This is a genomic window from Paenibacillus germinis, assembly GCF_013141785.1.
GTDB lineage: Bacteria > Bacillota > Bacilli > Paenibacillales > NBRC-103111 > Paenibacillus_E > Paenibacillus_E phytorum.
Window position 1 is genome coordinate 22,035 of sequence record NZ_WHOC01000176.1, and the last position, 22,852, is coordinate 44,886.

Consider the following 22,852-nt stretch of genomic DNA (forward strand, 5'->3'; position numbering starts at 1 on the left):
ATTGTTAATCGGTTATGCAGACTCGATTGCATATATTGTACAAGTTGTCACTCAAGGACATGAAAAAGACCAATCCGCAAAATGTGGATTGGTCTTCTATTCATTCTACTTTCTGCTTCTCTTTGGTATCTTCTTCTAACAATCCCTTCGTTCCTTGCCTAAACTCCTTAATCGTTGTACCGAATGCGCGGCCTAACTGCGGAAGCTTCGAAGGTCCGAATAAAAGTAACGCAACTGCAAAGATGATGACAATGCCTGATACGCCAATGCCTGATAGCATGATGTTCACCTACCCCATATATGGTTTCTGAATTAAAATTTAACCATGAGAGCTGTCACATACATAATAAGAATTCCTGCAGTTAACCCTCCAAAATTCATCCAAGAAACAGGAGAAAGACCCCTTTTCTCGGATTCTTTAAGAATCATTTTGGAAATGACATAAATAACTTGTAGAATGGCACCAGCGCCAATACCGAAGAATAGCGCGGCTAATGTATCATTAAAAATAAATCCGCCTGCCCAAGTTCCAATAATGGCAGGTCCACCGGCGATCAATGCTAAGGTAACAAAAGTCTTCCAGTTCGGACGATCTTTAAGCAGTGGTGCCGCGATTCCGACACCCTCCGTGATATTGTGAAGGGTAAAACCGATGATTAAGAAAGTTCCCAAAGCAGCTTCCCCGACTGCAAAAGCGGATCCAATGGCAAGCCCTTCGCCAAAATTATGAAGACCAATACCTGTGGCAATTTTGTTAGATACCCTTCTTCCATCTAAAGAACTGCGGTTTAGCTTGCGTTCATTTGACTGATCCACCGCTATTAAGAAGAGACAACTGAGCAGGGCACCAAACCAAACGAGTCCGGTACCTTGAAATACACCTGGAGCTTCTGAAGCCATTTCAAATCCTTCTTGAAAGGTGTCGATCACCAGAAAGAACAAAAGCCCTATCGTCAATGCGAGAATAGCATGCATCCCTCTAACTGAAAATCTACGTAGAAATGGATACCACATGAGTCCTAACCCAACCGGAACAACCCCTACGTAAAATCCTATTAATGCATATTGCCAAAATAGTTTACCATTTGGTTCAGGTGTTGCTGCTGCAGCTACAACTTCACCAGTGAAAATCAATCCATTTGAGGTGATAAGTTTAACTTCATGCGGATCGCCTTGCACCCAGGGGTAAGGGATTTTGACGGTTCCACGTTCAAATCTTTGTAAGGTATCACTTGGTGAGAATTCCGCATTCCAAAAGGCTCCATCCACAACGACTTGGGCGATCGTAATTTCCTCCGGTCCTGAATTAAGCACCTTAAGTTGGATTCCTTCATCATTGAGCGTTATTTTCTCTACATTAAGAACTTCAATAGGAGCAGCCGGCTCATTTTCGATTCCTGTTCCCACTTTTGCAATGGTAGTAATAATCGCAATTAGCAAAATTAGGGGGAGAATTCCCCATAGTATAGCTTTAAATTTGTTAGTTGAACCCTTATTTTCGGTTTGAACATTATTACTCATCGTACACTCACTCCTCCTTTCTTATTCAGCTATGAAGAAGCCCATCCAACCGAGCTCAGCAAATTCACTTTGATGCGCATGAAACATGTATCGCCCAGGTGCTGGGAATACAATTTCTAATATGCCTCGCTCTCCTTGGCATTGCATAATGGTATCTGTAAAATTAGGACGCGCCTCAGGATCCGCGCCAGTTGCATAATAATTAAAAAAGTTCGCATGAAGGTGAAAAGAATTTATGGGATCAAATTCAGTAAGATTGCTGAGATAAATACGTACAAGTTCCCCAACTTTCACCTTAATTGGTTCTTGCTGATAGGCAAACGCGTACCCATTCACCGTGTAGACTTCATTCTCCCCATCTAGATCCAGATCATAGCCATTCATAAGCATATTGAGTTCTTTTGCAGCAGCTCTTGGCTTTTTCGGATCAATGATGAAGTTACCATAAAGTCCTTTATGAATATGTCTGGCGAGAGGCGCAACATGACAATGGTAGACATGCATACCAGCAGGCTTAGCCTCAAACTCATAAGTGAATGAACCACCTGCATTAACTGCTTCCAGTCCATCCATGTTGGTAGGATGCATTCCATGAAAATGAATCGAATGCGGATGGCTCGTTGCATTGGTAAACTTCACTCGAAGGACATCCCCTTCGGTACAACGAATTGTAGGTCCTGGTATCGTGCCGTTGAATGTCCATCCGGGAAACTTGATCCCTTTCGCGATCTCAACATTATTTTCATATGATGAAATTTCGTATTCACGTAACGTTCTTCCATCAGGAAGCTTACTTACCTTTCCATAATCAAATGCTGTGAGTGCTTTCTGTGCTGCTTTAAAACCTTCAGTCACTTCTGTACTCGGCACATAACCATGCTTCATACCTTCATGCAACTGCTCTTTCATAGCATTATGAACGCTATGCTTATCCGCAGCTAATGTTGTTTTACCAAATGGATTCAGTAACGCACTGCCAATGACAGCAAAAGCTCCAGCGGTTCCCATTTTCAAAAGATTACGTCTTGATACCTTATCAACCGGTTTACGGAACATCGTCATGCCCTCCTATTTAATATTGCTTGTTTACAATTATTTTGTGTTAGGGAAACATTTTAGTCAAAAAAAATTTTATTTCCGATGGGACAAAGAGTTTACCAAGGGAAAAACCTTGACTTTACTATAAGCCCATTATCATCGTTTGTAAACCTATTTTTTTCCTAAAAAAATGCCGTTATTTCTATCCATCTCAAAAGAAAGCTTGAAAGCATAAAAACCGGCTTACACCGACCTTTGACGAGACTGTTTGTAAAGTTTGATGCAAAGTATGTTACGCCCTAGACGTAACTGGTTCAAACATTCGCTTGATCATTCGTGTCTTGTTGCATTTTGTACAACATTACGCAAGCTAATTCAAGTTTTCTGCGTTATTGTTGCAAAAAATACAACAATTCTAGCCAAAAGTAGCTCTATTGCCTTTAAAAACGCTGATTTGTTGTACTGAATACAACATCTTTTAGCTTGCCCCGTAGAAATCGAGGAAATTGTTGTACACCGTACAACAATCCATCCCAGTTCCCTAATTCCCCATTTCTATCACATCTCTCAACGCGCGCAAATCCCGGGCATGCGTTATCACTGTATGGCGGTATGTCAAAACCCCAACCAAAATAAATAAACCCCTGTTTTGTATGGTTACAAAACAGGGGCCTTTTCCATAAACTTACTTCTGAAAGGTTCTCGGCGAGCCTCCGAACTTTTGTTTGAAAGCTCGTTCGAAGTGCGTTAACGTATTAAATCCTGAGGCATAGCAAATTTCTGTGACAGGTATATCCGATGCCATTAATAACGATTTAGCAAAGTTCAAACGCAGTCCCTGTAAATAAATTTGGAACGGGATTCCTGTCATTTTACGAAATGCTTGACTGAAATAATTAGGTGCCAATGCAGCCTGTTTGGCTGCTTCCTCTAATCGTAGTGGATCTCTAAAATGGTGGTGAATATAGACAAGAGCTCTCTGAATCGAACGATGCTGAGCTTCTAAATCCTTTTCATCGATACCTGGGTGCTTCTGACAATGGGCTCGAAAAAGATTAAGAAGGATCCGCTCCAACGCACCTTTCACCATCATTCGCTGACCTGGCATCCAGTTATAGGCCTCGCTGCTAATCAGGCGAAATTCTGACTCTATCATGTCAAAGTTAACATCCATATCAACCATATATTCGGCAAATTGTTGAAACATTAGCTCTCTTATGTCTTCCCCAAGAAATTCTCCGGAGAAAACAAGGTTGTAAATATCCATGGGTTCATCGGGAAATGAGAATATCTCATGAAAATCTGCTGGTGTGAGTAGAAAGAGACTTCCTCTAGTAAGCTGATGCTCAGTTCCATTAACGATGTTCACTCCTCTACCGCGGAGAACAAAGCAAAGCTCATAAAATTCATGCCAATGCAAGGAGTGGTGCTCGTTGTTGATGTGTTGATAGTAAATTTGAAAAGAGGAGGAGGGATCAATAAATTGGGCATTCGTTAACCTAATCGGTTGATTCTTCATATCTGCCCTCCACCTCCATTTTTCCATTATTATAGCACAACAAGATGCACCTTAAATCGGCTATTGCAGCTGTCCTTTATACGTTAGCATACGTATTTCCTGCTAGATCTTGACCGCGTGCCAACCATACTTTGAAGTTTTTGTTTTTCTCTGGATACACTTGCGTTTCAGTTGAGAAATAACGCATGGTATATCCACAACGACGGTTTTCGCTTTTGTTCGGATCTGCACCGTGAATAATGCGCGAGTCATGCAGCGAGCATTGACCTCTCTGTAATTCGAAGTGAACAGCTGTCGATGTATCCATGTTTTTAATTTGCGTATTAAACAGATTCTGGGACCCATCTACACTTTCATACTCAGAGAAACCGTTGTTATGTGTACGGGGAATAACTTGCATGCAGCCATTTTCCTTCGAACTATTATCGATGGCGAGCCAAACCGTAATGATTTTATCAAATGAACTAACCCGGCCATTCCAATAAGCCGAATCCTCATGCCATGGCGTTGCCCTGCCAATAAAGGGGTCTTTGCAAATAAAATGGCTTGACCATAGACCGATGTTCGGTCCGATAATAGGCTCCACGAGATCCAGAACTTCATCAGACAAGAGGAATTTGAGCAGGCGTTCTTCACGGAAATGGGGTGTGTCCAGCTCGTCGGACAGTTTACTTCCTTTTTGCTTCAGTTGATCTTCAAATATATCCGTCAATTCAGCTAACTTCTCTGGTGAAAACAGCTGTTTTTCATAAAGTAAGTACCCATTCTTCTTATAAAATTCGACTTCTTCATTTGTTAATTTACTCAACCTAAGCCCTCCTAAATGTGCGTTCTTATTGACAAGTTAACTATAACGCACAGGTAGAATAGCAGGCTTATCGTTTACTCAGAAAAAGTTAGCGTATCTTAAGGTAAAGCAAGAAAAACCAGGGCTACTAATCGATCACAAGAAAAAAAGCCACTCTTGGAAGAGTGACTTTATATCCAGCATGATAAGTAACAAGATGATAATAACCATCAATTACCTGCGAGCGAGCTTGGTCAAGCGCCCATCCGAAATCCACTCGGCCACGTATACATCCCCACGCGAATCAACACAGATACCATGCGGAGAACTAAATTTGTTTGCTCGATAATAAGCTTTATCTAGATTAGGCCATCCCTCTTGCGATTTAGCTTGACGATCCTCACCCAAGTGCGCAATTAATCTATCATGTTTATCGAATACCGTTACACGGCTGAATAAGTCCGGAAAATACATTTCATCCTTGTAGAAATAGAAGCTGCACGGCATATCCATATCATGGTCAAAAGCGCGTTTGAATTGCCCTTCGAGTGTAAACACTTGGATCCGATGATTGCCTCGATCCGCAACATAAAGTTCCGGTTCTCCGCGTCTCAAATCAACGGAAATACCATGTGGGCAAGCGAATTGCCCAACTTCTGAGCCCTTCCCTCCCCATGAGCGAATATAGTCACCAAGTGCATTATATTGATGTACCCAGCTTTGACCATAACCATCTGAAATATAAATATCGCCATTTGGCGCCACAGCTACATCCGTAGGCACAAATTTGCGTTCAGCATCATAAATCTCAGGTAGATCAGGCGTGCCGATCGTTAACAGATGTTCGCCGGTTAATGTTGTTTTAACCATAATCCCTTTGTCCGTGTCGGTCACATAAAGGAATTCGCCACCTGCATCTTTGTGCAGATAAAAGCCATGCGCACCTCCTTCGAATTCTTCGCCCCATGCATTCAAATATTGTCCGTTACGGTCAAATACAACAACGGAAGGCGTTCCGGTATGGAATAAATAAAAGCGATCCGCACCATCAACTTCAATTCCGTGTGTGTAACCTAGTGTGACATTTTCGGGCACTTTGGCCCAATTGGGAATAACTTCATAGTTATGTGACGTATTACCTGCTTGAAGGGCACTCATAGATAGCGCTTCCAATTTATCCACATCCTTTTTCTACTTATTTCCTTTTCATAATAACACTTAATTATTGCTATGTACTAGTTCAAATGTTGAAAGCCAGAGGAGAACAGTAAGATACTGCTTAAAGTTAAAAATGACCTAAGAATATTTCAAAAGTGGATACAACCATGTCAATCTGGGCAACCTATTGAGTGCCTTTTCAACAGAAGAGATTCAAACTTCGGATCAACGTTTACATAGTGGTAGGCACTTAAAACAACAATCGATGGTGTTAATCCATACATGAACACGCTAAAGGAGGTACTGTCCATGCCAAACAAAATTCATCTTGAAGCCGCAGCACAGAAATTTGCGGAAGATACTGCAAAACCGCCATTTCTCTTCGATCTAGGTCCTGTAAAAGGGCGCGAGACTGTTGACAAGGTGCAATCCGAGCCTGTCCATAAAGAAGCTGTCGACATGCAAGATCTTACAATCGCAGGTGGCCCGAGCGGTGAAGTATCCGTAAGAATTCTGCGACCAAAGAATTCACCGCCGACACTCCCTGTTATCCTGTATATCCACGGTGCTGGGTGGGTTTTCGGAAATGCACATACGCATGATCGCTTGGTCCGCGAGCTTGCCGTTGGTGCTCAGGCAGCTGTCGTATTCCCCAACTATAGCCATTCGCCTGAGGCCAAGTATCCAACAGCACTCGAGGAGATCTACGCCGTCCTCCAATGGACAGCCAGCCATGCAAAAGAGTACGGCTTCGATGCTGAGCATCTCACGATTGCAGGCGATAGCGTTGGCGGCAACATGGCCGCAGCCATTACGTTGGTCGCCAACGAACGCAAGGGCCCGACCATCCATAAGCAGCTGCTGTTCTACCCTGTAACCGATGCATCCTTCGATACGGATTCATATGAGCAGTTCGCTACGGGATACTTCCTACGTCGTGATGCGATGCAATGGTTCTGGGATCAGTACACGTCTGATCCCCGCGAACGAGCGGAGGTGACGGCATCTCCGCTGCGAGCTACGCTCGAGCAGCTCAGCTGCCTCCCGCCCGCGCTGATCATCACGGGCGAGGCCGACGTACTGCGCGATGAAGGCGAAGCCTACGCGAATAAGCTTCGCGAAGCCGGCGTGCCCGTCACGTCCGTGCGCTTCCAAGGCATCATCCACGACTTCGTGATGCTGAATGCCTTGGCCGACACGGCTGCCGCGCGCGGTGCCATGATGCTCGCCAAAGCTTGGCTGCGAGAATCATAACAGCAGCCTGCGGTGCAAGCAGGCTAGCACAAATAAGCAGAGGCACAATCCACAAGTGGATGTGTCTCTGTTTATTTTCATAGATGAGCATTGTTCTGTATAGATCCTCAGAACCGCATTTCCTCCATATGGTGATACAAGCAATTTTCTACTTCCTTCATATGGGCTGCTCAAAGCAATGTTGTGCTCCCTATATATAAGTTGCACAAAGTAATGTTGCACTCCCCCTATATGGGCTGCTCAAAGCAATATTGTCCTCCCCCCGCGTGGGCTACGAAAAAGCAAAGTTGTATTCTGTACAACATTAAGCTAGCTAATTAACGATATCCCTTCGATTGTTGTAGAATGTACAACATTTCCTCCAAAAAGCAGCTCCAAAGCATGAAATACGGTTAAATTGTTGCACGAAATACAACATCCAACATCTTTGAGAGAAGATATCACCTAAATTGTTGTACAGCGTACAACTTTCGCTCCTATTCGCTGCGAAAAAAGACGCACAGGCTTCCCTTATTGCCTCTATCCTCCAAACCGGAAACCTGATAACCGTCAATAAAAACACTCACCATACTTTTGCTGCAATGATGTATTTCATCGTTAGATTCAAGTTGATGTAGCATTACGATTGCTGCAACGATGTTTTATATCGTTACGAGGGAGATTGGACGAATAACTGTTCATAAAAGGTTGATGGAACGATGTTTTACATTGTTGCAAGGGAGCTCTATCATCATTTTAGTACTGTGACGATACTTTTCATCATTGCGTCACAGGCCGGCAAACTCAGTGTGTACTGCCTAACTCCCAGATAACTTCGACTACTTTTGGGACAGCCACTCTCCTATAGGTTTGTACTTTACGAACTATAACTATCCGAATACTTCGTATCCGTCTTCGCCCATACATCTGCATACTCCTGATGGCGCGTGAATTCTTGCAACGCGAATGAGCATGAAGGAATGATTTTCCTACCTTTCTCACGGGCTTCATCCACTACAAAATCAAGCAGCTGTCTCCCTAAATGACGACCACGAAAGCGAGGATCAACATAGATTAGGTGAAGCATTTCCCTTCATTAACCTATTTATCAGAAGATGAATCATTATTGCTCCATCCATTCCGTAGCGACATCAACCGCTTGTTTAAAACACTCTCGCCCGCGGCTAATCAGTGCTTGCTTCGCTTTATCGTACTCTCCTTCCAGCATCCATGCTGCATTTTGATCCTTGATCACACCAAAAGCATCCCATGCAGAGCGCAACGAGGAGAAGTATTTTCGATCACTCGCCTCTTTCAACTTACTTTCTAGCTCTTTCATACATGTTTGTAAAAGTACCTCTTGTGCCACTTTTTTCTGGTACCAATCGTTTATTTTTTCTGGATCCCTAGCTTCAATCAACGAAACCATGATCGCTCGCATGCCCGTCGCACATTCCATCCACACATCCAAATCTTTCTGCAAGGCATGAGATTGCTGGAGAGAAGGCAATTTAAATTGCGAAACTACTGAGCGTAAGGAAAGACTGCTCCTTGTTGCTTCTTGAATACTTACATTCATCCCCAAAATATTCTGAAGCTGAACATCAGCAGCAGCCAAAACTTCTTCACTCCCAGCCGCTACTTGTTGAATCATTGCTGACGTTTGATTAATCGAGTTAGCAATAGACAATGTATTGCTGGTAACACCTTCTAAGCGACTATCTACTCCCTGCATGTCCCCCAAAAGTTGACCAAGAAATGACTCCATCACTTCATACTTACTAACCGCTCCTTGCAAAGTGTGCGCACCTGTACCAACCGTGTCCTGCATCTGGTGAATCGAACCTCGCAATCCATCTGCACTAGAAGTAACCGTTTGGATAAGTTCCTGTATGTTTACCGTTTCCTGCTTCGTCTGAATGGCCATTTTTGAAATCTCTTGAGCAACGACCGTAAATCCCTTTCCCTGTTCTCCTGCACGCGCCGCCTCTATATTCGCATTTAGCGCTAACAATTGAGTTTGTTTAGAGATATGTTCGATTAGAATGGTCATGTCTGCGATCTTCTCAAGAGCTTTATTCAATTCATCCATTTTTACATAGATTTGCGTACTATCCTTGGAGATTAACTGCATTTGTTCCATCGCAACACTCATTTCCACTCTACCGGAGCTCACTTCTCCCAAAAACTGAGTCGATGATTGAACGATGGCACTATTGCTATCTTTAACTTCCTCGAGAAAGGTGTGAATAGGATGGATTTGGTCTGATATGAACTGGGCATGTTCCGAGGCATCCTGCATACCTTCAGCCATTTCCCGCATCGTAGCCGTTATTTCTTCTACCTGCACAGTAATCAAAGTTGACCTCGCGCTCGTATCCTCCATCTTATGATAAAGCTCACTGGATGATTTATCTACGATTCGTATGAGAGATTTCAAACTGCGAATTGTTTTTTTCAACGTACTGATTAAAGATTTCTCACCAACAACAGGAGCACAGCTCATACTGAAATCACCCGTAGCCATTTTTAATAAATCCCCATGAACCTTTTCATACGCTGCTGAATGAAATAGTTTGAACAAAGTGATCCCCCTTTTTTCACATAAAAAAGCCTATCCCATTACAGAAACTGTAACGGATAGGCTTCGTTGCCGAATAGAACAATAAAGAAAACAATGTTAGATTTTCTACGTGATCACGTCTTTGTGATGGTTCGATTATATAAAAAATGTTGTTTCATGTCAATATATGTAACATTACCATTACGTCTACTGAAATATTTATTAAAGATCAGGCTCTAGAGTCACTGATATAACCTTCTGTCTTGCCGTATCAACACTCGTCAGATCAATCAGATAAACGGTTTCAGAATGCCCAGAATGATTCAAGTGTTCAACAGTCTGAATCGCTGCATTCAACTGCGGGGCTTCATACACAAGACGAAGCTTCCGACCTTCACTCGCGCTTAAAATAATTTCCCCCTCCTTACCAACTTCTGGCGGATAAAGGGTAATGAAACGCTCAGTAATCGACGTAGGTGGTTCCGTGAATTCATAACTGTCCGTTATCGTTAATTTCCCGTGCTTCTTATCCAAATCGAACAATCGCTCCAATTTATACAAATGAGGTAGGTCATAAGCTCGCCGCAGATCCAATAGGAATCGATCTCTTCCTTCTTGAATACCCACTTCCACTACCTGCGAACGATACAGCTCTCCCTCGCTTTGAAAGCAGCCATTGATGATGGGAACGCTATGCCCAGCTGAGCTGTTGCAAAGAATCGAATATCGTTCGTCGCCAAAATATTGTCTTGTATAAAGACCAGCACCAAGATCCTCCAACCACCTGACGCCGTCCACTACCCAGACAAAATGTCCGATATCATTATGATTATGCGGCTCATTATTATGTCCGCCCTTAGCTGCAAAGCTGATGAGTTTACCGCCAACCTGACACCGGCTAACCATCCATTCGGCTTCTTGAAGGAACTCTGAACGAATCGGCAGCCCTTCCCTTTTTTCCAGCAGCGCATAGTCCGTCCAAGCCAGATCACGCAGTGCCGTTGCGAAGCGGCCGCAGTGATCAACTGAATTCGAACGATGCGTCAGCGACGGGATGCGGAGTTGTTCAATCGTTTGGCATAGACGGCTAAATATGCCAGTCTGAATACCGCTCGTACGCCCGCAATCGGAGAAATTAGCCACATGATTCTCCTGTAAAAAGCAGAATTGCGGGAACTCCGCAATGCGCTGGGCTTTCTTTTCATCCAGAAGCAGATCGACCTGTCCACCTGTACGCTGCTTCAGCAGCTCTGCAAAATATACGTAATAACCGAAACCGTAGTACCAGTAGCCGAGACCTTCAAGACACGCCCCCTCTTCGGTGAACCCTTCAAGGAAGCACTCCATTGCTTCAAAAACGCGATTTAACACAGGCATCAGGATTCTCGAATCCTGAATCATATAAATTGCAGCCATTCCGATGCTTCCTGCGCATACAGCCGACCAGTTGTTCGTTGCTGTCTCCCACCCAAACACTCTCTTGAGCTGCATATATGGATTCAGTACTCTTCGCATAACCTCGTGGCGTGCGCGATTAACAATAAGTGGATCGAGTCGATCCTTGAACAGATGACAAATCTCACTCAATGCATGGGCCGTCTCGGAAGCGAACAAATCAACATGCCTTGCCGCCTCATCTTCCGCCACGGGATCATGAACGTTCAGGTGTGCAGGCAAGCACCAGGTATATTCATCACATATGGCCCAGATGATGTCCTCGAGTGCAGGAATGAATGCAGCATCATCTTCTATTAATACAGCGATTGCCAAAGCAGCAAGCCGACGTCGTCGATCGAAATAATGCTTCTCGAACTCTTTTCTCGAACCATTTACTTGAAATAATCGAAATGCGCTGAAGGGCAGCGCCTCGATGGGCTGCGTGAGGAATTGGTCAGCTAACTGCCGGATTTCTATCCGGTGGGCAGACAGCAGCGGATTGTCCATACCTGAGCGAATATCCGCGGATCGTGTTCTGACTTCTTCAAAAAGGGAAGCATAATCCGTCTCCGCAGCTTGCAGCGCTTCTAACAATAATCGACTATTCAAGTGAACACCTCTTTTGGGTTAGTTATCTTTAAACCCACTATAATGAATAAGGTGTTTATCGTCTAGTTCATGAATTTACTTTTTCGGGTAAAATATTAACCTTTTTCGGGCTCCAAACCGAACTAGAAAGCTCTCGACGCAGGACAGGCGCTACTTCAGTCGCAAATCGTTCAACTTGTTCACGCTGTTCGGCTTCAGTTAGCCCATCCACACTGATACTAACGACTTGATGCCCAAAGGCCGCATGGTAATTTAGAATTTTCTCAATGACCGTTTCAGGGCTCCCTATGAGCGCAGAACCATTCTTGATACTGTCCTCCAAATTCTTGAATGGAGATTGGTTATGCTGCGCTGAGGCTGTTGCATGCAGAGCATCATAGTAGGGGCGATAACGCTTGATCGCTTCTTCAGGCGTATTCGCCAGATATAAACTACCGAAACCTGATCCAACAACGGCCTTATTGGGATCATGACCATAATAGTCTAGCCGTTCGCGGTAGTGGTCGATCAGCGCCTTATACTTAGCTTGGGGATGAAAGGTATTGGATGAAAAGATCGGCTCTCCATGTTTCGCAGCCAACTCCGTGGATCGTGTACTTGATGCACTGCCGTGCCACACTGGGATTGGCTTCTGGAAAGGTCTAGGTTCGGTAGTGACATTATGAAGTGCTGGACGATACCGCCCTTCCCAGGTAACATTTTCCTCATGCCATAAGCGCTTCAGGAGTTCATATCGTTCAGCAAGAGATTCCCATTGCTCTTCCTCCGTTATTCCAAATAGCGGATAGTGGCGAGGATCATTCCCTTTTCCAATGATCATTTCCAAACGCCCGCCAGAGAGATGATCGAGTGTGGCATAGTCTTCGGCCACACGAACGGGATCTAACACACTTAGAACCGTTACCGTGGTTAGCAATCGAATTCGTGAGGTTTGAGCAGCAATGGCTGCTAATACGACAGGCGGTGAAGAAGACTGGAACGGCGCACCATGCCGCTCACCGACTCCATAAGCCTCAAAGCCAAGCTCTTCTGCCAGTAATGCCTGCTTAATCACATTCTGAAATTTCTGCTGAACCGTTAATGTTTCCCCAGTTACAGCGTTAGGAAGATTCATCATCAGACTAAATAAAGCGAATTTCATCTTACTCCCCCCTTTTAATCTGATAATACACATATAATTAATCGGATTTATATCATGGATAAATTTTAACATCTCATGGATTCAGCGTCTAATAGGTTCTTTCTATTCAAACTTTCAATCATTCTATACAAAGACGATCTGTTAATTGAAGAAATTTGCAATTTTTCACAATTTCATATATATTTTTATATTGCTGACTAAAAAAATATTATATATTTCGGATGATTTTACAAAATTCGCCTTATCCGAATGATGAAATGAAGAGGTGCACGACAATGACATTGAAAAAAACTGCAGCAGGACTCATTTTACTAACCGTGATGTTGACAGGAGCAGCTTGTTCCTCCAATCAACCGAAATCATCGCCAAGTCCCGCAGCTACAACGACCACGACGGTTGCTCCGCAAGCAACTGCCGAAAGCCAAGATGCCGTTAATATGAAAGGCTATATAGCTGCTAGAATCGCTCAAGAGAAAGTGGAATTCCTCTTTGCGGAAGCTAAATCCGCTGATGGCGCGTTTATCCTCAACCCTAAAGCTGCAGACGGCAAAGAAAAAGCTGTGAAATTTCTTTCCAGCTACTTCGATACAGCAATGGTAGACAAACTAACTGCGCATTACCTAACTGATCAAAAAGCGGATAATGCGATCGTAACAAACCAAAAATCTTTCTTCACTACAAACCTTCTTGCAACGAAAAAAGAAGATATTGCGTTTGACGCGTCGAATACGAAGGATCAAGTTAAGTTCACTACCAAAGACGGTGTAACTTACACGACCAAAAAAGTGAACGACAAATTCGTTGTCGCTGCGGTTCAATAAGATTATCATATTTGATCCAGGCTCATTATCAGGTGATCGCAAAAAAGTACCGTCAGGGAAGTTTCGAATCCTGACGGTACTTTTTTGGTTCCACGCTATACTTCTATAACTAACAGACTCCACACATAAAGCCTAGGAATGGTTACGACAAGCGATAAACCACGCTCGGTTTCCTCAATCGTATACATTAAATCACGCGGTCTGCCCATCTCGATATCCGGGCTAGCTGTGAATACATGCTTAACCGGGCCAGCGATTTGAATCCTCACCATGATACCTTCTACAGGCGTCGGCTGTAATTTACCTTCATTCCAATAATCCTCTGAATTATTCGTGAGATTAATAAAGCTGATAAGCTTATGTGACTCATTCTCCCTGACAACCGTCCAAACTTTATTCGGTTCTCCGTAAGTGGAGAAAGAGGCATTTTCAAACACATACTCCAAATTATCGCCCTGCACATGCGTCATCGATACGTCGCGCAGTGTTGAATCCTGCAGCAAATGTACATAACGTACGAGAAAATCGTAATAATTTCTAATATTTCTCATAAACTCATCGCTTACAATCGAATAGTCGGCATAGTATCCCTGCGTGAGAACACCATTGCTCTCACCTAACAGCAGATGATAAGCGCCTTGGGAGAATATAATTGCTGAAAGCAGCAGTGCAGACATATGAGCCTTCTCAACGGTTTCCTCTGGTTCCAAACGAAAAGGCTTCAAATAAGCAGCCAAGATGACGGGCTTTCCTTTACCCAAGTGCTTGGCCCAAGCAATTACCTGCTGAATATGATGATACTTTTCATATGGATTCCATACTTCGATGTAGATGGCATCCTGCTCAGCCAAAGCGACGGTATCAACTGGCCAATTCCCGACATTGTTGAAAATGAGACAAACATCGTCTTTAATCTGGTCTAGAGCTTGACGGGTGTTACGTATTAGAATCGGGAACTGCTCATCGAGCCGCTCGACTTTCTGTTTCCCGCCAAGCATAGAAATACCCGTTTTGGGATATCCGTAGGTATCCATATGAATACCGTCGAAATGGACGATTTCGATCGTTTTTTTGTATTCTTCAATAATATGCTTGTGCCAAGGAGATTCTTCGTTGATATTCATGATGGAAAAGATGTTGATGAAGTCAACAACATGGCCATTACTGTAATAAAGTGCCCACTCCGGATGCTCCTCGAAAAAGGCTTTGCTTGCTGCATAGATAGCTCCATAGGCAATCGCCTTCATCCCATAAGAATGGCATAGCGCGATTTTCTCCTTTACGACCTTCAGACTCAGCTCTCTCCCCATTAAATCGGTAAACACATCTTGTGGCGGCACGAGATCATTATGACGGTACATCCAATCATAGAATTGAACTAAATTAATGTGCAGCTTATTAAGGCTGGCAACATCAGTCGTATCACCTTCTTCACGTGAATGAAAATCGCTTAGGAAGCCATAACGAGGTGATTTCCTCCAGTCGGAGACCACATCAAAGGCACTAGAAAAATGCTGCGGCTCTGCTCCGTCTTGAATAAGATCAACATCAACGCCGTACCCTTGAAAATCCGCATCAAAAGACGCTATTTCAAACACTTGGGTTGAGCTTGAATTCGGCTGTAAAGCAAGATCTAGTGAACATATCTTTATGATTCGGTTCGAATTGAGAATTTTGATTGCCAAATGAATTTGCGCTTCATGTTGTGCCGGGTTATCCAGTTCAATTTCAATCGAAACGGGTTCATTTGTAACAAATTGCGCCTTGCTTGCGAATATGTCTTTTATTTGTGGAAACATACTTCCTCACCCTTTCACTGCCCCAGCAGTTATCCCTTTGACAAAGTATTTTTGGAAAATTAAAAATGCAATGACAGCAGGCGCTAGACCAATTACAGCGGCAGCAGCCATGAGGTTCCATTGGGCCCCATACTGTTGAAAAAACATGGACACAGCTAGCGGAATCGTTCGCATCTCTTGGCTTGTCAGGAAAAACACCGCTTGCCCATAATTATTCCAGATCGCCAGGCCCTGCAAAATGACTACCGCAGCGGTGACTGGACGAAGAAAGTGGAACGTGACTCGCCAAAACGCAGTGAATGGTGTACAACCGTCAATAATGGCGGATTCTTCAATTTCGCGAGGCAATACTTTAATGAAGCTGGCGTACAGGAACACAGAAAAAGGGATACCGTTGGAAGCCATTAGTAAAATCATGGCCCAATGAGTATTAATACCGCCAATCGACTTCATGAGAGTATACAAAGGCACCGTTATGATAATCGCTGGAATCATCATACAAATTAGCAAAACATGAAACACAATCGCATGGAATTTGTTATGATGCCTGGCAATTGCATATCCCGCACAGCTGGACACAAGGATTATCAAAAGTGCGCCTCCCATTGCGATAATCAGCGAGTTGCCGATTGCTGCTCCCATCTTAGATACTTTCCAGGCTTGTGAAAAGTTAGCAAAATGGAAATCGGGAAGCAGTACAAAGCCATTAAAAAGCGTGCGCGAAGGCGTATTTAGAGCCAAATAAAGCAAGATATAGAACGGAATTAAGGACAGCAGTGCCATAACTGTCACTAAAGCATATTTGCTGAACATTCGAGTCAAATTCATAGTGAAGCCCCCTACATGTCGAACTCTCTTGTTTTGATGAATTTCATAAAAACAAACACAGGAATAATAATGATAGCGAATAATATCATAGCAACTGCTGTTGAGTAACCGGTAAAACTGCCATACAGCATTCTCAAAATGTATATACTAAGCGATTCGGTGCTGTAACCTGGTCCCCCATCGGTTAGAGCAATGATAACTTCGAATACAGACAACGAGCCGATTATATTCGTCACAACATTAATTTTGATAGATTGCACAAGCATCGGGATGGTGATGTACCATAACGATTTGGCATAGCCAGCCCCATCGATTTCACACGCCTCATACATCTCTTTGGGAATCGATTGCAGCCCTGCCAAATAAATAATCATGGTCATGCCCACAAACTGCCATACGTTAATCAGTATTAGAACGATGAGAGCAGATTTAGGATTACCAAGCCAATTGCCGCTAAGCGCGCCTAAATGTAAATTTTGAAGGAAGTGATACAGGAACCCGCGATCCGGCTGTAGGATAAAGTACCACACGTACCCCATAATGAGCGGGCTAATAACGGCTGGCAAATAAATGATAGCTCGGACGACACTTTTACCTTTGAAGGAACGATCCAGTACCAAAGCATACAAAAAGCCGAATAAGTTAAGCAGCGGAGCGCTTCCCAAAGCAAAGAGAACGGTAGTTGCCACATCTTTTTTGGCACGTTCGTCTTTAAAAAATTCAACAAAGTTCTGAAACCCAATCAATTGAGGTTGAGATATCCCATTGGAGTCGGTCAGACTGATTCCGATCCCCTGGGTCAACGGATATATGAAAAATAGTCCAAATAGGATGATGGCAGGCAGCGCCATTAATTTGTGCAGGTTGTTCCCTAGCTTATGCAGTATTTTCATCCATCCCTCTCTCCAATCATCGCAATAGACCCGGATTAAGCCGAGTCTATTGCATTTAAGTCTGGCTATTCTCGTAGGGCTCGCTTAGTTAGTCTTACTTATGTGTTGCTTTCCAGGCTTTATCCCAAGCCATTTGGTAAGCTTTTGCAAAGTCAATCGTTTTGGTGTATTTGCCTGCTAGTACATCTTGAACCATTCTTCCTGCATCATCGCCAGAGAAGCCAGACGGTGTATCCGTGAACGGAATGTTAACACCCGTTTTCAAAGCTTGCGAAACTTGATCTTTCAATGGACCCCAATCTGCAGATACATCCGTGAATGCAGGAGGCGATTTTAAGAATTCACTGTATGTTTTCAGGTTCTCAGGCTTGATCAGAAATTCAAGGAACTTCTTCGCTTCTACTGGGTGTTTGGACTGGGACGTAATTGCGTATCTAGAGTCGTCTGCGGAAAGCACGACCGGTTTAGTGCCATCTTGGATGGACGGATATGGACTGAAGCCGATGTCATTTTGAATATTCGGATTAATTTTTAGCAGATCGCCCAATACCCACATACCTTGACTGATGATCGCTGCTTTACCAGTTGCAAAAGCCTCTTTTTGATTATCATAAGTAGCTGTCAAAGCGTCACCGTTCATCAGTCCAGCGCTTTTGAGCTCAAGCAGTCTTTTGGCAAATGTATCAATGGAACCATTCTCTGCATCGAATGCCAATTTATCAGATTCATTATTGATGAATGCTTTACGGGATCCGTTTACACCTAGGGTCTGTTTGATGATACCGTGAGGTAAGAACTCAATGAAATGACCCAATGTCCAGGACTCTCTACCTGCTATAAAGATAGGAGCGACATCTGGTTTCTTATCTTTGATCGTTTGTAAATTTGCTTTGAATTCGTTCCATGTTAAAGCTTCTTTCAACCCAAGTTCATTGAATATTTTTTTGTTATAGAATATACCAGCCGTTGTAACGTTCGTCGCGACACGGAACTGCTTACCTGTTTTCACGTCTGTGGACAATTCCTTGATGGCTGGAAGAACGCGGGACCAGAAAGCTTCGCTCGAAAGATCCAGATATTTCCCTTGGTCTATATAATCCTGCTCAACGACCGTTGTGATATCTGGAATATCACCAGAAGCGAACTTCACTTTGATCACATTACTTGCATCTTTTTGATATTCTTGTTCAACAACAATACCTGGGTTTTCCGAATTGAATTTCTCGATCATCGTGTTGATCAAATCAACCGTTTCCACTTTTCCTGTGAAAAATTTAAGTTTTACAGTTTCTTTAGGTTTGCTCGTTGTTTGTGCAGGTGCAGCTGTAGCTGGCGCATCTTTTGGCGCTTCTGCCGTTTTTTGGCTGCATCCGGCAACGATCCCCCAGAGCATGATGGAACTAAGCAGCACACTCATCTTCTTAGTGTTCATAGATATCCTCCCTTTATCGTATCCCGCTTTATTCTTGGTTACATGTTTATCATAAGGCGGATTGAATCGACGAGATACACCGCATTTTTTAGATCAAGGTACGATTTTTACAGATCGTGCAAAAACAGATTGCCCTCTATTATGGCAGCGTTTACACTGAATTCAGGGGGAGATTATATGTATCGATGGAAAAATTACCGCGAGTGGAGCATCAAGAGAAAATTGCTTGTCTTCTCCGCACTTTTCATACTTGGATCCGTATACTTAGAATCGATCCTTTCTTATTCCAAGTATACGAAGGATTTTGAAGCGCAGTCCTCCGATAGAGTTGGGCAAATTATTGAGCAGGTCTCCTATAATATCGATACGTACCTTGACGATCTGTTTCGGCTTTCCTTGTCGCCTTATATGAATGATAGCGTCATGAAAGCCATAGAAGATAATCCGAAGAACTCTGATTATGAACTTCTGCAGAAACGCCGCACGATCGAGGGGTATTTGGAAGAAATGATGATTTATCCCCGCAAAGATATTAATCGTGTGTTTATATTAACGGATGATGTGTATACCAGTGGAAGAATTCCTATCAGCGTAGACACAAAAAGCCGTTTTCAAGAATTCGACTGGTATAAGCAAGCCATGACAACGCAGGATTCCATTTTCGTGCCGACGCATACCCAGCAGATGGTGAAAAACCAAGGTCCAAAGGTGTTCTCCATCGTCAAACAGCTTAGAAGTACACGAAATACGGAGAAAATACTTGGCGTTATTAAAGTCGATGCGAACTACAAAGGCATTGAAATCATCTGCGATAAGGTCAACTTGGGTATTGACGGAGGCTTGTTTATTATTGATGAGAAACACAATGTGATTTACGGCAATACGAAGAATTTGAATGCCCAGAAATTTTATGAAGCTATACAAAAAAGCGGTAAGAATATGCTATCCGTTCAGGAAAACAACACCCCTTATTTGCTGAATGCAACTCTTTTACCTAGATCAAATTGGACGATTCTTGCCGTAAGCTCGTTGACAGAGTTAAATCATAAAGCCAAGGAAACAAGAAATTTCGGCTTTTGGATGGCGCTGGTTTGTTCAGCCCTAGCTTTTATCTTGCTTTATTGGTTTATACGCAAGCTTCTGGCGCCGCTATTCACTATTGTACATTTGATGAAAGAAGTAGAGCAAAGCAATTTATCTGTTCGTTTTCCCGACCTCAGAAGAGATGAAATCGGATACTTAGGTACCTCATTTAATCGGCTTGTCTCTAGAGTAAGCGAAATGTTGGAAGAGAATACACAGCTCGTCAAGAAAGTGTACGAAACGGAACTGCTGCAAAAAGAAGCGCAGGTTCAAGCTTTATATAACCAGATCAGGCCTCATTTTATTTTCAATACGTTAAACATGATTTCGATGTTAATGCAAACGGGCAAGCACGAAAAAGCCGTGGACCATATCCACAAGTTAAGCGATTTGATGCGCAGCATCACCATGTGGGATAAAGAAATCCCGCTCCAGCGTGAACTCGAGCTTCTTCAAGCTTATCTGAGCATCCAAAGCAGCCGATACGAAGGAAGACTCGACTATTCGATCCAGATTGAACCTGCTCTATATGGTCGGTTGCTCCCTGCCCTGCTCTTTCAACCGATTGTAGAAAATGCAGTCATTCACGGATGTGAAGCTCAGCGCGAGAAAACAACCCTAACAATTTTCAGTGAAACGAAAGAAGAGGAGATACTCTTCACCATACAAGATACCGGGAACGGAATGGGTAACGAGACATTGGCTCAGCTCCGCCGTAAGCTGGAGCGGTTAGAGATGGAGGAACCGGTACCTGGAAAGACGGTTCGTGATGGTCTGGGGATCGGTCTTATCAATGTGAATAAGCGCATTAAGCTAAAATATGGTCCCGATTATGGATTAACCGTGGACAGCGTGCTTAATGAAGGAACGACCGTTTGGATCCATTTGCCCCGTAATGGGCCGGAAAGGAGCAGATAAAAATGAATAAAGTCATGATCGTTGATGATGAGCCGTTGGTCCGCGAATTTTTGAAGCTGCATTTTAGCCAAAATCATCTCGATTGGGAAGTGGCTGACGAGGCCATGGATGGTCAAGAAGCATGGGAAAAGCTGCAGGAACAGCGGGTCGATCTCGTCATTACTGATATCAAAATGCCTGTGGTTGACGGGATGGAGCTGTGCCGCAGATTATCACAAATTGATCATCCGCCGATCGTATTGATTCTCTCTGGCTTTGACGAATTCTCTATGGCGCAGGGAGCAATCCGTTATGGTGTTCATAGTTACATGCTGAAGCCGATGGTTAAAGATGATCTGATCGAAACGATCAACCAGATAACCGATCAGTTGGAGCGGAAATCCCGTGAGGAGCTTGCTTTTCTCGCAATGAAAAATATAAGCAAAGACAGTCAAAGCCAAGTGGTGAAACAATTCTTGAAAGCATTGGTAAGCGACAGCAGTGTGGAGATTAAAGCACTGTATCCGCTCGTGTTTCGACTGAAGGTACAGTTGATTGAAACCGAAGGTATGATTATGGTGCTTGATTTGCACGAGGATCAACTTGCGATGAAGGGTATTCCGTTCAGCGATAAATCGATTTTTCGATTTATTTTGAATCAATTCGCGAGCGAATTATCCGAGGAAAGCGGAGGAATGGGATTTGTATTCTTGGATGAAGAACAGAACACTTGCGTTCTTATGACGGGTGAAGACAAAAACCATATCAAACAAAAATGTCAATTGCTGTATGAAAAAATATCCTCCGTGATGCTGACAAATACAGGAGTCACCGTGTCTGGTGCTCTAGGTTCCTATGAATCCGAATTATTTCAGCTGCAAGCCTCTTATCAGATCGCAAGCAGGAATCTTCACTATCGTCTTTTTTTAGACGGACCTACTCTGTTCGACGAGCTTACTCTGCTTAACGAACAACCACGCCTTAACGCTTTGGAGCTTACAATGTCCTCCATCCAATTCGCTTTACTGGATCATAACGAAATCGTTTACTCAATGGCTATTAACCAATATGTCGACAAGATGGAGGCCTTCAGCGTATCCAGCGTACTTAAATTTGGCATTTATTTGATCCGAAGACTGGCCAAAGGAATGAATGAACATCGAGGAGAAGTCTTGGAGAGAGCCTACCGGCACCTCCAGAAGAATTTTCAACAATCAAACGTAGAATGGACAAGTGAATCCACTCTTATCTTATTCCGCGAAACACTTGGTTTTTTTACCTCAGGAAGAAATGAGGAACCGAACCCAGTCAACGAACAAGATATTGTCAGCCGCGTCAAAGCCTACATCTACGCCCATTACTCCGAGCCGCTGAGCTTAGCCCTATTAGCTGAGAAACTCGGCATTTCTTCCGGATATTTAAGCCAAATCTTCCATAAAACCGTCCAGGAATCCTATATCAAATTTCTGACACGTGTTCGAATGGATCAAGCCGCCAAGCTGCTGAAAGCCGTTCCTCCGGAAAAAGTATACGATGTTTCTGACAAAGTCGGCTACGTCAGCGTCAAGCATTTCTCCCATGTATTTAAACAGCACTATAACATGCCGCCCGGTGAATTTCAGGAAAAATACATGAGCGCTCAACGAGGGAATTGAACGCCGCTCGTTATCGCATCAATTTCTTTCAACTCATCCAAGCTAAGCCTTTCACCGATGACAGGCAGCGCATCCGTAATATGCTGCGGCTTGGAAACCCCAAAATCGCGGATGTAATTCCTTGTTTACTCAGAACCCAATTCAGTGCAAGCCGAGCGAGTGTCCAGCCTCTGCGTCAAAAAAGACTCCCTTCTCGTTTCAAATGAATGAGGTAGAAGTCTCCCGTTGTCCGGTTGACTTGAATATATGGCGATCATATCATTCCAATCGTAAACACATATAGCTCACTTCACCCACTTGTATAATCGGATTAAACCTGCTAACATGACTGCAACAGCTCATATTGCCTATTGGACCACCAAAGGCTCCCTTGCCCCAGTGTTTATCACCTGGCATGCATGTGGAGTCTTCTTTTATTTTCATATTTAGTAAGGAGTG

Annotated in this window: 18 protein-coding genes; 4 read left to right on the top strand and 14 right to left on the bottom strand. The window is 43.5% G+C overall.

Going from position 1 to position 22,852, the window contains the following annotated elements:
* Positions 1-100 precede the first annotated feature (100 nt).
* From GC102_RS33990 to GC102_RS34015, 6 genes are all read right to left on the bottom strand, one after another.
* The gene (locus tag GC102_RS33990) at positions 101-280 is read right to left on the bottom strand and encodes a twin-arginine translocase TatA/TatE family subunit (protein WP_171693430.1); all 180 of its coding nucleotides are present in this window, start codon (positions 278-280) and stop codon (positions 101-103) included.
* Positions 281-312: 32 nt separating this feature from the next.
* Positions 313-1,521, bottom strand: a complete 1,209-nt coding sequence (locus tag GC102_RS33995) for a ZIP family metal transporter (protein WP_171693431.1) — start codon at positions 1,519-1,521, stop codon at positions 313-315.
* A 21-nt stretch (positions 1,522-1,542) separates the two neighbouring features.
* Positions 1,543-2,577 (bottom strand): multicopper oxidase domain-containing protein, encoded by a 1,035-nt coding sequence (locus tag GC102_RS34000; protein WP_171693432.1) that lies wholly within the window; start codon positions 2,575-2,577, stop codon positions 1,543-1,545.
* A gap of 667 nt (positions 2,578-3,244) precedes the next feature.
* A complete protein-coding gene (locus GC102_RS34005; RefSeq protein ID WP_171693433.1) occupies positions 3,245-4,078 on the bottom strand; it encodes an AraC family transcriptional regulator in 834 nt (277 codons plus the stop codon).
* A gap of 76 nt (positions 4,079-4,154) precedes the next feature.
* Positions 4,155-4,886, bottom strand: coding sequence for a phytanoyl-CoA dioxygenase family protein (locus GC102_RS34010; protein ID WP_171693434.1), 732 nt, complete (start codon positions 4,884-4,886; stop codon positions 4,155-4,157).
* 213 nt (positions 4,887-5,099) lie between these two features.
* Complete coding sequence (locus GC102_RS34015; protein WP_171693435.1) at positions 5,100-6,023, bottom strand: NHL repeat-containing protein; 924 nt, start codon at positions 6,021-6,023, stop codon at positions 5,100-5,102.
* 309 nt (positions 6,024-6,332) lie between these two features.
* On the opposite strand from GC102_RS34015, the gene GC102_RS34020 reads away from it, so the two are divergent.
* Positions 6,333-7,277: an alpha/beta hydrolase gene (locus GC102_RS34020; RefSeq protein WP_171693436.1), complete on the top strand. Its 945-nt coding sequence runs from the start codon at positions 6,333-6,335 to the stop codon at positions 7,275-7,277.
* A gap of 856 nt (positions 7,278-8,133) precedes the next feature.
* Here the strand turns inward: GC102_RS34020 and GC102_RS40810 are convergent.
* The 4 genes from GC102_RS40810 to GC102_RS34040 all read right to left on the bottom strand — a co-directional run bounded on the left by GC102_RS40810 (position 8,134) and on the right by GC102_RS34040 (position 13,006).
* The gene (locus GC102_RS40810) at positions 8,134-8,343 is read right to left on the bottom strand and encodes a GNAT family N-acetyltransferase (RefSeq protein WP_171693437.1); all 210 of its coding nucleotides are present in this window, start codon (positions 8,341-8,343) and stop codon (positions 8,134-8,136) included.
* 36 nt (positions 8,344-8,379) lie between these two features.
* Complete coding sequence (locus GC102_RS34030) at positions 8,380-9,840, bottom strand: methyl-accepting chemotaxis protein (protein WP_171693438.1); 1,461 nt, start codon at positions 9,838-9,840, stop codon at positions 8,380-8,382.
* 201 nt (positions 9,841-10,041) lie between these two features.
* A complete protein-coding gene (locus GC102_RS34035; protein WP_171693439.1) occupies positions 10,042-11,865 on the bottom strand; it encodes a heparinase II/III family protein in 1,824 nt (607 codons plus the stop codon).
* 67 nt (positions 11,866-11,932) lie between these two features.
* A complete protein-coding gene (locus GC102_RS34040; RefSeq protein ID WP_171693440.1) occupies positions 11,933-13,006 on the bottom strand; it encodes an LLM class flavin-dependent oxidoreductase in 1,074 nt (357 codons plus the stop codon).
* 275 nt (positions 13,007-13,281) lie between these two features.
* Here GC102_RS34040 and GC102_RS34045 point away from each other — a divergent pair, with 275 nt between their 5' ends.
* Complete coding sequence (locus GC102_RS34045; RefSeq protein ID WP_171693441.1) at positions 13,282-13,827, top strand: hypothetical protein; 546 nt, start codon at positions 13,282-13,284, stop codon at positions 13,825-13,827.
* Between the two features lie 95 nt (positions 13,828-13,922).
* On the opposite strand, the gene GC102_RS34050 is transcribed toward GC102_RS34045, so the two are convergent.
* From GC102_RS34050 to GC102_RS34065, 4 genes are all read right to left on the bottom strand, one after another.
* Positions 13,923-15,626, bottom strand: a complete 1,704-nt coding sequence (locus GC102_RS34050; RefSeq protein WP_171693442.1) for a glycoside hydrolase family 66 protein — start codon at positions 15,624-15,626, stop codon at positions 13,923-13,925.
* A 6-nt stretch (positions 15,627-15,632) separates the two neighbouring features.
* Positions 15,633-16,454, bottom strand: a complete 822-nt coding sequence (locus tag GC102_RS34055; protein ID WP_171693443.1) for a carbohydrate ABC transporter permease — start codon at positions 16,452-16,454, stop codon at positions 15,633-15,635.
* Between the two features lie 11 nt (positions 16,455-16,465).
* Positions 16,466-17,347 (bottom strand): carbohydrate ABC transporter permease, encoded by an 882-nt coding sequence (locus GC102_RS34060; RefSeq protein WP_171693444.1) that lies wholly within the window; start codon positions 17,345-17,347, stop codon positions 16,466-16,468.
* A 94-nt stretch (positions 17,348-17,441) separates the two neighbouring features.
* Positions 17,442-18,779, bottom strand: coding sequence for an ABC transporter substrate-binding protein (locus tag GC102_RS34065; RefSeq protein WP_171693445.1), 1,338 nt, complete (start codon positions 18,777-18,779; stop codon positions 17,442-17,444).
* A 177-nt stretch (positions 18,780-18,956) separates the two neighbouring features.
* Here GC102_RS34065 and GC102_RS34070 point away from each other — a divergent pair, with 177 nt between their 5' ends.
* Together GC102_RS34070 and GC102_RS34075 are read left to right on the top strand one after the other, a co-directional pair.
* Positions 18,957-20,780: a sensor histidine kinase gene (locus GC102_RS34070; protein ID WP_171693446.1), complete on the top strand. Its 1,824-nt coding sequence runs from the start codon at positions 18,957-18,959 to the stop codon at positions 20,778-20,780.
* Between the two features lie 2 nt (positions 20,781-20,782).
* Positions 20,783-22,414: a response regulator transcription factor gene (locus tag GC102_RS34075; RefSeq protein ID WP_171693447.1), complete on the top strand. Its 1,632-nt coding sequence runs from the start codon at positions 20,783-20,785 to the stop codon at positions 22,412-22,414.
* The last annotated feature ends 438 nt before the right edge of the window (positions 22,415-22,852 follow it).